This is a genomic window from Streptomyces sp. NRRL S-31, from assembly GCF_000718775.1.
In the GTDB taxonomy this organism is placed as follows: Bacteria; Actinomycetota; Actinomycetes; order Streptomycetales; family Streptomycetaceae; genus Streptomyces.
Genome location: NZ_JOCB01000033.1, coordinates 29,312 through 41,297 on the forward strand (window position 1 = coordinate 29,312; position 11,986 = coordinate 41,297).

Consider the following 11,986-nt stretch of genomic DNA (forward strand, 5'->3'; position numbering starts at 1 on the left):
CCTAACCTCAGCTGATGTCCAGGGGGCGGGGCGCCCCGCACCGGCCCGTCAGCGGCCCCCGGGCCGCCGGGTACGGCTCAGCTCACCAGCCCCAACTCCCGTGCGATCAGCATGCGCTGGACCTCGCTCGTGCCCTCGCCGATCTCCAGGATCTTGGAGTCGCGCCACATCCGGGCCACCGGGTACTCGTTCATGAAGCCGTACCCGCCGTGGACTTGGGTGGCGTCGCGGGCGTTGTCGACGGCGACCGTGGAGGAGTAGAGCTTGGCCAGCGCCGCCTCCTTCTTGAAGGGCTCGCCCGCCACCAGGCGGGAGGCCGCGTCCCGCCAGGCCAGCCGGGCCGTGTGGGCCTTCATCTCCATGTCGGCGATCTTGAACTGGATGGCCTGGTTGGCGCCGATCGGGCGGCCGAAGGCGTGGCGCTCGCGCGCGTACTTCACCGACTCGTCCACACAGCCCTGGGCCAGCCCCGTCGCCAGCGCCGCGATGGCGATCCGGCCCTCGTCCAGGATGCGCAGGAACTGCGCGTAGCCGCGCCCCTCTTCGCCGAGCAGATTGGCGGCCGGCACCCGGACGTCCTGGAAGGACAGCTCACGGGTGTCGGAGGCGTTCCAGCCGACCTTGGAGTAGGGCGCCGCCACTGTGAAGCCCGGCGTGCCGGACGGGACGATGATCGCCGAGATCCGCGGGCGGCCGTCCGGCTTGCGTCCGGTCACCGCCGTCACGGTGACCAGCCCGGTGATGTCCGTACCCGAGTTGGTGATGAAGCACTTGGTGCCGTTGATCACCCACTCGTCCGTGTCCGGGTCCAGCCGGGCCGTGGTGCGGGTGGCGCCCGCGTCACTGCCGCCGTCCGGCTCCGTCAGGCCGAACGCGCCCAGCACCTCGCCGGAGCAGAGCCGGGGCAGCCACTCCCGCTTCTGCTCCTCGGTGCCGAACAGGTGGAGCGGCATCGCGCCCAGCGAGACGCCCGCCTCCAGGGTGATGGCCACCGAGGAGTCCACCCGGGCCAGTTCCTCCAGGGCGAGACCGAGCGCCAGGTAGTCGCCGCCCATGCCGCCGTACTCCTCCGGGAACGGCAGCCCGAACAGGCCCATCCGGCCCATCTCGCGGACGATCTCGTACGGGAACTCGTGCCGCTCGTAGAAGTCGCCGATCTTCGGCGCCACGACGTCGTGCGCGAACTCCTCCACCGTGCGGCGGAGTTCCTCCAGCTCGGGGCTGAGACGGTGGTCCATGCTGATCACTGGTCCTTGTGGGAGAGGGCGCGGACGGTACGGGACGGGCTGGGCCGGTCCAGATGGGCGGCCATCCACACGCTGGTGGCGGTCAGACGGCCGAGGTCGACCCCGGTCTCGATGCCGAGCCCGTGCAGCATCCATACGAGGTCTTCGGTGGCGAGGTTGCCGGTCGCGGACTTGGCGTACGGGCAGCCGCCGAGGCCGCCCGCGGAGGCGTCCACCGTGGTGACACCGTGCTGGAGGGCGGCCAGGGTGTTGGCGAGCGCCTGTCCGTAGGTGTCGTGGAAGTGCACGCCGATCACGTTCGTCGGCACGCCCTCCTCGTTCAGCAGGGAGAGCAGTGCGAGGACATGGCCCGGGGTGGCCACCCCGATCGTGTCGCCGAGGCTCAGCTCGTCGCAGCCCATGTCCCGCAGGGCGGTGCAGACCCGCGCCACCTGGTGCGGCGGCACCGCGCCCTCCCACGGGTCGCCGAAGCACATCGACACATAGCCCCGCACGTGCGCGCCCTCGTCCTTCGCGCGCCGCACCACCGGCTCGAACACCGCCAGCGACTCGTCCAGCGTGCGGTTGAGGTTGGCCTTAGCGAAGGACTCCGTGGCACTGGCGAAGACGGCGACCCGGTCGGCGCCGAGCGCGAGCGCCCGGTCCAGACCCCGCCCGTTGGGGACCAGCACCGGCAGGTCGACCCCGGGGAGGTCGCTGACCATCGGGTACAGCTGTTCGGCGTCCGCGAGCTGGGGCACCCACTCCGGGTGCACGAAGCTCGTCGCCTCGATCGTGGTGAGGCCCGCGGCGGCCAGCCGGCGGATGAACTCCGCCTTGATCTCCACCGGTACCGCCGACTTCTCGTTCTGGAGCCCGTCGCGCGCGCCGACCTCGTGGATCCGCACCCGGGCGGGCAGGTCCTGGGCCGGTACGACCATGGGCAGTCCACCGACGGTCACGGGGCCACCTCCTCGTGCGGTGCGATCACGGCCAGCACCTGGTCCATGGCGACCGTGGCGCCCGGCGCCACGTCCAGCTCGGCGACCGTGCCGGCGTGCGGGGCGGAGATGACGTGCTCCATCTTCATCGCCTCGACCACCAGCAGGCTCTGTCCCGCGGTCACCTCGTCGCCGACGGCCACCTTGACCACCGTCACCGTGCCCGGCATGGGGGCGGTGAGCGAGTCGGCGCCCGCGTGGGCCGCGCGGTTCAGCGCCGCGGCGACCGGGTCGTGGTCGCGGACCTGCCAGCCGTCGCCGTCGCGGCCGATCCAGTCACCGGCGCGGTGGAACGTGTGCCGGACGCCGTCCACGGTGACGCTCACCCGGTCGCCGCTGACGGTGTGCGTGCCCCGGGGGCGGTACGCCACCGGTTCCCGCACCCGCAGGTGGAAGACGGGCGGCCGAGGGGTGCCGCCCAGCCGCCAGCCGCTCGGCACCGAGAAGGGGTCGGTCCAGCCCTCCGCGCGCGGGGTCAGCGCCTCCAGGCGCACGGCCGCCGCCGCCTCGTACACCTCCTCCGGCACCTCGGCGGGGACCAGGTCGTCCACCGCCCGCTCCACCAGACCCGTGTCCAGGTCGCCCTCGACGACGGCCGGGTGGGCCAGCAGCCGGCGCAGGAACCCGGCGTTGGTCTGCACGCCCAGCGTGACCGTCTCCGCCAGGGCCGCCCGCAGCCTGCGCAGCGCCGTCGCGCGGTCGGGACCGTAGGCGATCACCTTGGACAGCATCGGGTCGTACAGGCTGCCCACCTCGGTGCCCTCGCTGAGCCCGGAGTCGGTGCGGACGCCGTCGCCCGACGGCTCGTTCAGCAGCAGGACCGTGCCGCCGGACGGCAGGAACCCGCGCGCGGGGTCCTCGGCGCAGATCCGGGCCTCGACCGCGTGCCCGGTCAGCGCCACGTCCTCCTGCGCGAAGCCCAGCGGCTCCCCGGCCGCCACCCGCAGCTGCCACTCCACCAGGTCGAGCCCGGTGACGAGTTCGGTGACCGGGTGCTCCACCTGGAGACGGGTGTTCATCTCCATGAAGTAGTACGACGACGGGTCACCGCCCGGCACGATGAACTCCACCGTGCCCGCGCCCCGGTACCCGCAGCTGCGGGCCGCCTGCACGGCCGCCTCGCCCATCGCCGCGCGCGTGGCCTCGTCCAGGAGCACGCTGGGCGCCTCCTCGACGATCTTCTGGTGGCGCCGCTGGAGGGAGCACTCGCGCTCGCCGAGGTGGACCACGTTCCCGTGGCCGTCGGCCAGCACCTGGATCTCGATGTGCCGGGGGCGGTCGATCCACCGCTCCACCAGCAGGGTGTCGTCACCGAAGGAGGCGCGGGCCTCCCGGCGGGCGGCGGCGATCTCCTCCTCCAGCGCTGTCAGGTCCCGCACCAGGCGCATGCCCTTGCCGCCACCGCCCGCGGACGGTTTCAGCAGCACGGGCGCGCCCAGGTCGCGGGCGGCCCGCGCCAGCTCCGGGTCGCGTCCGCCGGGGACCACCGGCACCCCGGCGGCCCGGACGGTCTCCTTGGCCCGGATCTTGTCGCCCATGAGCGCGATCGCGTCCGCCGGCGGGCCGACGAAGACCAGCCCCGCCTCCTCGCAGGCGCGCGCGAAGCCCGCGTTCTCGGCGAGGAAGCCGTACCCCGGGTGGACGGCCTGGGCGCCGGTGCGGGCGGCGGCTGCCAGCAGCCGCTCCACCGACAGATAGCTCTCGGCGGCGGGCGCCGGGCCGATCCGGACCGCCGTGTCGGCCTCCCGGACGTGCCGTGCGTCGGCGTCTGCGTCGGAGAAGACCGCCACCGAGCGCACGCCCAGCGAACGCAGCGTACGGATCACGCGGACGGCGATCTCGCCCCGGTTGGCCACCAGCACTGTGTCGAACACGGTTCCCCTCCTCACATCCGGAAGACGCCGAACTGGGGATCTCCCAGGGGCGCGTTGGCGCAGGCCGTCAGGGCGAGACCGAGCACCTGGCGGGTGTCCAGCGGGTCGATCACGCCGTCGTCCCAGAGCCGGGCGGTGGCGTAGTAGGCGTTGCCCTGGCGCTCGTACTGCGCGCGGATCGGCGCCTTGAACGTCTCCTCGTCCTCGGCGGGCCACTCCTCGCCCCGGGCCTGGAGCTGGTCGCGCTTGACGGTGGCGAGGACGGAGGCCGCCTGCTCGCCGCCCATCACGGAGATCTTGGCGTTGGGCCACATCCACAGGAAGCGGGGGGAGTAGGCCCGGCCGCACATCGAGTAGTTGCCCGCGCCGTAGGAGCCGCCGACCACCACCGTCAGCTTCGGCACGCGTGCGCAGGCGACCGCCGTCACCATCTTGGCGCCGTGCTTGGCGATGCCGCCCGCCTCGTAGTCCCTGCCGACCATGAACCCCGAGATGTTCTGGAGGAACACCAGCGGGATGCCGCGCTGGTCGCACAGTTCGATGAAGTGGGCGCCCTTCTGGGCGGACTCGGAGAACAGGATGCCGTTGTTGGCGACGATCCCGACCGGGTGGCCGTGGATCCGGGCGAAGCCGGTGACCAGCGTCTGCCCGAACTCGGCCTTGAACTCGGCGAACCGGGAGCCGTCGACCACGCGCGCGATGACCTCGCGGACGTCGTAGGGGGTGCGGGAGTCGACCGGCACGGCGCCGTACAGCCCGTAGGGGTCGGCCTTCGGCTCGACGGACGGCCGCACCTCCCAGGGCAGCGCCTGCCGGGCAGGGAGCGTGGCCACGATGTTCCGGACGATCCGGAGCGCGTGCGCGTCGTCCTCGGCGAGGTGGTCGGTGACCCCGGAGACCCGGGAGTGCACCTCGCCGCCGCCCAGCTCCTCCGCCGTGACGACCTCGCCGGTGGCCGCCTTCACCAGCGGCGGACCGCCGAGGAAGATCGTGCCCTGGCCGCGGACGATCACGGCCTCGTCGCTCATCGCCGGGACGTACGCCCCGCCCGCCGTGCAGGAGCCGAGGACGGCCGCGATCTGCGGGATGCCGGCGCCGGACATCCGGGCCTGGTTGTAGAAGATCCGGCCGAAGTGGTCCCGGTCGGGGAAGACCTCGTCCTGCATCGGCAGGAAGGCCCCGCCGGAGTCGACCAGGTAGACGCACGGCAGCCGGTTGTCCAGGGCCACCTCCTGGGCGCGCAGGTGCTTCTTCACCGTCATCGGGTAGTACGTGCCCCCCTTGACCGTGGCGTCGTTGGCGACGATCACGCACTCGCGTCCGGCGACCCGGCCGATCCCGGCGATCACCCCGGCGGCCGGCGCCTGCCCGTCGTACATCCCGTCGGCCGCCAGCGGGGCCAGCTCCAGGAAGGGCGAGCCCGGGTCGAGCAGCGTGTCCACCCGGTCCCTGGGCAGCAGCTTGCCCCGCGCCGTATGCCGGGCCCGCGCCTTCTCGCCGCCGCCGAGGGCCGCCGCGGCCAGTTTGGCGCGCAGCTCCTCCACGAGTGCGAGATGGGCCCGTTCATTGGCCCGCCAGCCCTCCGACGCGGGGTCCGCCGCGCTCGTCAGCTCCGGTGCCTCCTGCATCCTGCGGTCCCCTCACCCGGTGTCCGAACCTGTTAATGAGCGTTAACCTACGCCCACCAGGTTAACGACCGCTAACCGCGCTGTCTAGAATCGACCGCATGGCCAGCAGAACCGACGCCCCCACCCGCCGCGAGCAGATCCTGAAGGAGGCCGCGCGGCTCTTCGCCGAGCGCGGCTTCCACGGCGTCGGCGTCGACGAGATAGGCGCCGCGGTCGGCATCAGCGGCCCCGGTCTGTACCGGCACTTCCCGGGCAAGGACGCCATGCTCGCCGAGCTGCTGGTCGGCATCAGCGGGCAGCTGCTCACCGGGGCCAGGCGGCGCCTGGCGGAGGCCGACGGCGAGCCGGCCGGCCGGACGCTGGACTCGCTCATCGAGGGCCACATCGACTTCGCCCTGGACGACCGCCCGCTGATCACCCTGCACGACCGGGAGCTGGACCGGCTGCGCGACAGCGACCGCAAGCTGGTGCGGCAGCTCCAGCGGCAGTACCTGGAGCTGTGGGTGGGGGTGGTCCGCGAGGTGTACCCGGGTCTGACCGAGCCGGCCGCCCGCTCGGCCGTCCACTCGGTCTTCGGCCTGCTCAACTCCACCCCCCACCTGGGCCGCGCCGGCACGCTGCCCGGCCGCCAGACGACGGCGGCCCTGCTGCACCGGATGGCGCGGGGGGCGTTCGCGGCGGCGGGGGAGGATTCGTAGGCCGTGGCCCCGGCCGCTGTGCGCGCCGGCGCGCGGCCGTGACGAGGGTTACGGCCGGATACCTCTGGACGGACTTCCGTACTCGCCGGTACGGTGAATGAGCAAGCGCTTAGACATGGCCGGAGTCATGCCGAGGTACGTGGAGGTGGCGGCGTGCGCCGTACGGTGTTCAACGAAGATCACGAGGCGTTCCGGGAGACCCTTCGCGCCTTCATCGAGGCCGAGGTCGTACCCGTCTACGACGAGTGGTTCGCCGCCGGCCAGGCGCCGCGCGACTTCTACTACAAGCTCGGCGAGCTGGGCATCTTCGGCATCAACGTGCCCGAGGAGTACGGCGGCGCGGGCATGGACAGCCACAAGTTCGAGGCCGTCCTCTACGAGGAGACCGCCCGCGCGGGCGTCCAGTTCGGCGGTTCCGGCGTGCACGTGCTGCTCGCCCTGCCGTACATCAAGATGCTCGCCACCGAGGAGCAGAAGAAGCGCTACCTGCCGAAGTTCGTCACCGGCGAGGAGATGTGGGCCATCGCGATGACGGAGCCGGGCACCGGCTCCGACCTCGCGGGCATGAAGTCCACCGCGAAGCTCTCCGAGGACGGCACCCACTACGTCCTCAACGGCGCCAAGACCTTCATCACCGGCGGCGTCCACGCCGACAAGGTCATCGTCTGCGCCCGCACGGCCGCGCCGACCGCCGAGGACCGCCGCCACGGCATCTCCCTCTTCGCCGTCGACACCAAGTCCGAGGGCTACTCCGTCGGCCGCAAGCTGGACAAGCTCGGCCTGCGCACCTCCGACACCGCCGAGCTGGCCTTCGTCGACGTCAAGGTGCCGGTCGAGGACCTGCTCGGCGAGGAGAACAAGGGCTTCTACTACCTCGGCCACAACCTGGCCTCCGAGCGCTGGGGCATCGCCTTCGGCGCCTACGCCCAGGCCAAGGCCGCCGTCCGGTTCGCCAAGAATTACGTGCAGGACCGCACCGTCTTCGGCAAGCCGGTCGCCCACTTCCAGAACACCAAGTTCGAGCTGGCCGCCTGCCAGGCCGAGGTGGACGCCGCCGAGGCCGTCGCCGACCGCGCCACGGAGGCCCTGGACGCCGGCGAGCTGACCCCCGCCGAGGCCGCCTCCGCCAAGCTGTTCTGCACCGAGGTCGCGCACCGCGTGATCGACCGCTGCCTCCAGCTGCACGGCGGCTACGGCTACATGAACGAGTACCCGATCGCCCGCCTGTACGCGGACAACCGCGTCAACCGCATCTACGGCGGCACCAGCGAGATCATGAAGTCGATCATCGCCAAGGACATGGGCCTGTAACGACCGGGCGATCACCGGCCGGTACAACCGACGCCATGAGCCAGGCACTCCAGGATCTCCTCGATCTGCTCGACCTGGAGCAGATCGAGGAGAACATCTTCCGCGGCCGGTCCCGCTCCGCCGTCGTCCCGCGCGTCTTCGGCGGGCAGGTCGCGGCACAGGCGATGGTCGCCGCCGGCCGGACGGTCCCCGCGGACCGGCCGGCCCACTCCCTGCACGCCTACTTCCTGCGCCCCGGCGACCCGGGCGCCCCGATCGTCTACACCGTCGACCGCATCCGCGACGGCCGCTCCTTCACCACCCGCCGGGTCGTCGCCGTCCAGCACGGCAAGCCGATCTTCCACCTGTCGGCGTCCTTCCAGGCGCACGAGGAGGGGCTGGAGCACCAGACGCCGATGCCCGTCGCACCGGACCCGGCGACCCTGCCCACCTCCCAGGAGCGGCTGCTCGGCCACGGCCACCTCGACCCCGAGGTCGTCGAAAGGCTCCTCCAGGCCCGCGAGGCGATCGACCTCCGGTACGCGGACGAGCCGCCGTACGGCCGGTACGGCGAGCCGCGCGAGCCGCACTCCCAGGTGTGGTTCCGCACCAACGGCAAGCTCCAGGGCGCCATCGACGAGCCCCTGCTCCACGTCGTCCTCGCCACCTACGTCTCGGACATGACCCTGCTCGACTCGGTGCTGCTCGCGCACGGGCGCGGCGGCTGGGCCGTCGGCGACGTCGTCGGGGCCTCGCTGGACCACGCGATGTGGTTCCACCGGCCCTTCCGGGCCGACGAATGGCTGCTGTACGACCAGGAGTCGCCGTCCGCGCACGGTGGTCGCGGCCTCGGCCAGGCCCGGATATACACGCAGGACGGGCGGCTCGCCATCAGCGTCATCCAGGAGGGCGTGGTCCGCGTCCCGAGGTGACCGTCACCGGACGTGCCGCCCGAGATGCCGTGTGGCGCAAGCGGGACTAGGCTCGTTGAGTGAAGGGCCGCAGTGAACGGCATGCCCTGCGCACGGGCCGCCCGGACCCCGGGCTCCCGGCCGCGGCACCCGCAGAGCGATCACGCGCGGGTGGACCGCGAGGGCATCGGTGGAGAGGCCGGTCCGTTCGAGCCCGCTGCGGTGACACCTGAAGACCGCGCCGCACCTCCCTATTCGGCAGCGGCGACGGCCATCCACCTCGCGCCTCCCCTTCCGGGACCCGCGAGAGACGATGGAGATGGAAGGTATTCCCATGCGATCACAGCGCACGCGGCGTCTTGTCGCGTTGTCCGCCTCAGGCCTGCTGCTGGCCGGTGGAGCGGCAATCGGCACGGCCGGCAGCGCCTTCGCCTCGGAGCACGGCAACAACAGCTCCTACAGCAGCGACCACGGTGGTGGCGGCTGGGGCGACGACGACGGCGGCTACGGCTGGGGCAACCACAACGGCGACTACGGCTACGGCAACGGCGGCTACGGTGGCGGCCACGGTGGCGACCATGGCGGCGGCCACGGCGGCGGCCATGGCGGCGGTGGTGACCACGGCGGTGGCGGCCACGGTGGCGGCGGCCACGGTGGCGGCGGTCACGGCGGCGGTGGCGGCGGCCACGGTGGTGGCGGCGGCGGTCACGGCGGCGGTGGCGGTGGAGGCCACGGCGGCGGTGGCGGCCACTGACCCGAACGCCCACTGAGCACGACGTGCGGCCCCGTTCGCGGGGCCGCACCTTTGTGTGCCGCCCGCCCTCCGCCCCGCCGGGCGGCCGCGGCCCGGTCAGGCGAGGAGGCCCGCCTGGTCCAGCAGATACGCGGTCATCGGGTCGTAGTGGCGCGGGCTGACCACGTGGTCGTCGAGCGGCACGACCACCTGCACGGTGCCCTCGGCCTCCGCGAGGAACAGCGCCGGGTCGTTGCAGTCGGCGTACCCGACGGAGTCGACACCGTGCTGCCCCGCGTACCCCGCCCAGCCGTGGTCGGCCACGACCAGGTCGGGCAGCGGACGCCCCTCCCGCTCAAGGCCCGTGAGGACGGCACGCATCGGCTCCCCGGAGTGGGTGTGCCACAGCGTCGCGCCGTGCTCCAGCACCGCCACGTCGGCGAACTGCATCACGTACCCCTCGTCCGTGCCGAGCCCGTCCGGGATGACGACGATCTCGCAGCCGGCGGCGCGCAGCGCGGCGGCCGTGGCCCGGTGGACGTCCAGCAGGCCGCCCGGGTGCCCGGTCGCGAACAGCACCCGCTGCCGCCCCTCGGCCGCCTTGCGCAGCCGCGCCGCCATCCGCTCCAGCGCGTCCACGGTCAGCTCCGGGTCGATGGTGTCCTGTCCGTACCGGTACTCCGGGTCGTCGTTGACGCCCACCCGCTCGGCCATGACCGCGAGCACGTCCTGTTCGTCCGTCCAGCGCTCGCCCAGCTCCAGGCCGAACCAGAAGGCGCGGACACCGTTGGCGAGCTGGCGGTAGTGGGAGAGGTTGTTCTCGCGGGGCGTGGCGACGTCCCCCGCGATACGGGTGCGCACCAGGTGGTCGACGAGCTGGGCGCGGCTGGGTGTCCCGGGTATCGGCATGCCCCCCATTGTGGGGCAGCCCACCTCCTCGGACCCCGGCGCGACCGCCCGCCGGGACGGGCCTCACGTGCCGGCGCCGTCACCCCGGCGCAGCGCGAACCACAGCTCCATGCGCACGTCCGGGTCGTCCAGGTCGACGGCGAGCAGGGCCGCGCAGCGGGCGATCCGCTGCCGCACGGTGTTGCGGTGCACGCCCAGCGCCACCGCCGTCCGGTCCCAGCTGCCGTGCAGCGACAGCCAGCCGCGCAGCGTCTCGGCGAGCGCGGGCTGCCCGGCGAGGGGCGCGAGCAGCGTACGGGCGTGCGTCTCGGCGTCCACCGGCGGCACCAGGTCCGCGAGCGCGGGCCGGGCGGCGTGCCGGAGCAGCGGTACGCGGGTGGCACGGGCCCGGGCGAGGGCGCGGCCGGCCTGGGTGTCGGCGGCCGGCCACTCCCGCGGTCCCGCCGGGGCGCTCACCCCGAGCGTCCAGCCCGGCTGCGGCCCCGGCTCCCGGTCCGCCGGCACCAGCACCCGTACGACGTCACGCGCCAGGTCGACCAGGGGTGAACCGAGGGCCGCGCCGAGCGCGGAGGCGGCGACCGGGTCCGGTGCCTGGACCTCCGGCCGGGCGTGCACGACGAGCCACCGCCCGGCACCGAGCAGCGGGGCCACCTCCTCGGGCGGGGCGCCCAGCAGCAGCCGGACCAGCGCGGAGGACCGGGCCGCGCCGGCTCCGCTCTGGTGCTCCCCGGTCAGCAGGGCCAGCAGCACGGCGGCGACGGAGGCGATGGTGTGGTCGCCGGGATCCCGCCGGGGGGTGGCCACCCCGAGCACGAACCCCTCACCGGAACCGAGGGCGTAGACGGCGAGGTGGGTGCCGCCGAAGGCATCGGTGGCGGAGGAGGGACGCGGCCGGGCGGCCGGTCCGACCACCCCGGCCAGCTCCGCCAGCGCCGCCCGCAGCCCCTCCCGGGTCTCCCCGCCCGTCCCCGTGACCGCCTCCCGGCCCGCCCCGGCGACCTCCGTGCCGTCGGGGCCGTACAGCACCGCGCGGCCGCCCAGGTGCTGGGCCAGCCGGCGCAGGACCGACGGGACCGGGTCGGGCCGGGACGCGGCCGCCGCGAGGCTCTGCTGGGCCTCCGTGACCCGGCGCAGCTCCGCCAGCCGGGCCTGCGCCATCAGCTGCCACACCGCGCGGGCCACGGCGGAGAACGTGGTCTGCGGCGGGACCTCCAGCAGCGGCAGGCCGTGCCGGTCGCACGCGGCGACCAGGGCGCGCGGGACCGTGTCGTGCACCGGGGCCACCCCGAAGCCGAGGGCGGCGCCGCCGGCGGCCACGATCCGGGACACGTAGCCGTCGAAATAGTCGTCGAAGCAGTCGTCGGCGTACGGGCCCGCCCCGGCCGCCTCCGGGATGTGCACCCCGGCCGTCAGCAGCAGCTCGCCGCCCAGCAGGTACGGGTAGGGGTCGGCCATCTCCGAGGTGTGCGCCCAGTGGATCGCGATCCCCGGCTCCCGGGGACCGGCGATCCGCCGCAGGGCGAGGTCCTCCCGGGCCAGCAGCGCCTGGAGGGCCACCGGCGGGGTGGGCGGGACCGCTGGGGCGGTCGTCTCCGGCATGGTGTGCACACCCTCCATCCCGCCCCGTTCCTGTGGATGAAACGTACACTTCGCAGTCGCTTTCCGGCCACCTACTGTCGAGTGAGCACGGCAGCCGCGGGTACGGGCGGATGTCCC

At 73.5% G+C, this 11,986-nt stretch carries 10 protein-coding genes; 4 read left to right on the forward strand and 6 right to left on the reverse strand.

Going from position 1 to position 11,986, the window contains the following annotated elements; all coding sequences use genetic code 11:
- Positions 1 to 77: 77 nt before the first annotated feature.
- Genes IF37_RS0115305 through IF37_RS0115320 form a run of 4 tightly spaced genes read right to left on the reverse strand, consistent with a single transcriptional unit; the run spans position 78 to position 5,729 of the window.
- On the reverse strand, positions 78 to 1,238 hold the full coding sequence (locus IF37_RS0115305; RefSeq protein ID WP_030742143.1) for an acyl-CoA dehydrogenase family protein: 1,161 nt from the start codon (positions 1,236 to 1,238) through the stop codon (positions 78 to 80).
- Between the two features lie 5 nt (positions 1,239 to 1,243).
- Positions 1,244 to 2,188, reverse strand: a complete 945-nt coding sequence (locus IF37_RS0115310) for a hydroxymethylglutaryl-CoA lyase (protein ID WP_030742144.1) — start codon at positions 2,186 to 2,188, stop codon at positions 1,244 to 1,246.
- Complete coding sequence (locus IF37_RS0115315) at positions 2,185 to 4,101, reverse strand: biotin carboxylase N-terminal domain-containing protein (RefSeq protein WP_030742146.1); 1,917 nt, start codon at positions 4,099 to 4,101, stop codon at positions 2,185 to 2,187. Before IF37_RS0115315 ends, IF37_RS0115310 begins: the two co-directional genes overlap by 4 nt.
- 11 nt (positions 4,102 to 4,112) lie before the next feature.
- A complete protein-coding gene (locus IF37_RS0115320) occupies positions 4,113 to 5,729 on the reverse strand; it encodes a carboxyl transferase domain-containing protein (protein WP_030742148.1) in 1,617 nt (538 codons plus the stop codon).
- Positions 5,730 to 5,827: 98 nt separating this feature from the next.
- Between IF37_RS0115320 and IF37_RS0115325 the strand changes: the two genes are divergently transcribed.
- From IF37_RS0115325 to IF37_RS44930, 4 genes are all read left to right on the forward strand, one after another.
- Positions 5,828 to 6,427, forward strand: coding sequence for a TetR/AcrR family transcriptional regulator (locus IF37_RS0115325; protein WP_030742149.1), 600 nt, complete (start codon positions 5,828 to 5,830; stop codon positions 6,425 to 6,427).
- A gap of 153 nt (positions 6,428 to 6,580) precedes the next feature.
- Positions 6,581 to 7,738, forward strand: coding sequence for an acyl-CoA dehydrogenase family protein (locus IF37_RS0115330; protein WP_030742151.1), 1,158 nt, complete (start codon positions 6,581 to 6,583; stop codon positions 7,736 to 7,738).
- A gap of 35 nt (positions 7,739 to 7,773) precedes the next feature.
- The gene (locus IF37_RS0115335; protein WP_030742153.1) at positions 7,774 to 8,649 is read left to right on the forward strand and encodes an acyl-CoA thioesterase II; all 876 of its coding nucleotides are present in this window, start codon (positions 7,774 to 7,776) and stop codon (positions 8,647 to 8,649) included.
- A gap of 313 nt (positions 8,650 to 8,962) precedes the next feature.
- Positions 8,963 to 9,382, forward strand: coding sequence for a hypothetical protein (locus tag IF37_RS44930; protein WP_173456831.1), 420 nt, complete (start codon positions 8,963 to 8,965; stop codon positions 9,380 to 9,382).
- Positions 9,383 to 9,478: 96 nt separating this feature from the next.
- Here the strand turns inward: IF37_RS44930 and IF37_RS0115345 are convergent, their stop codons facing one another.
- Positions 9,479 to 10,270 carry a phosphatase gene (locus IF37_RS0115345; protein WP_030742157.1) on the reverse strand — a complete coding sequence of 264 codons (792 nt, stop codon included), beginning with the start codon at positions 10,268 to 10,270 and terminating at the stop codon, positions 9,479 to 9,481.
- 63 nt (positions 10,271 to 10,333) lie between these two features.
- Positions 10,334 to 11,869 (reverse strand): PucR family transcriptional regulator, encoded by a 1,536-nt coding sequence (locus IF37_RS0115350; RefSeq protein ID WP_173456833.1) that lies wholly within the window; start codon positions 11,867 to 11,869, stop codon positions 10,334 to 10,336.
- Positions 11,870 to 11,986 lie beyond the last annotated feature (117 nt).

Excerpts from the sequence above, each read along its gene's own strand:
- IF37_RS0115350 (WP_173456833.1), bottom strand. The coding sequence starts at position 11,869 with ATGCCGGAGACGACCGCCCCAGCGGTCCCGCCCACCCCGCCGGTGGCC.
- IF37_RS0115335 (WP_030742153.1), top strand. The coding sequence starts at position 7,774 with ATGAGCCAGGCACTCCAGGATCTCCTCGATCTGCTCGACCTGGAGCAG.
- IF37_RS0115325 (WP_030742149.1), top strand. The coding sequence starts at position 5,828 with ATGGCCAGCAGAACCGACGCCCCCACCCGCCGCGAGCAGATCCTGAAG.
- IF37_RS0115305 (WP_030742143.1), bottom strand. The coding sequence starts at position 1,238 with ATGGACCACCGTCTCAGCCCCGAGCTGGAGGAACTCCGCCGCACGGTG.
- IF37_RS0115345 (WP_030742157.1), bottom strand. The coding sequence starts at position 10,270 with ATGCCGATACCCGGGACACCCAGCCGCGCCCAGCTCGTCGACCACCTG.
- IF37_RS44930 (WP_173456831.1), top strand. The coding sequence starts at position 8,963 with ATGCGATCACAGCGCACGCGGCGTCTTGTCGCGTTGTCCGCCTCAGGC.
- IF37_RS0115320 (WP_030742148.1), bottom strand. The coding sequence starts at position 5,729 with ATGCAGGAGGCACCGGAGCTGACGAGCGCGGCGGACCCCGCGTCGGAG.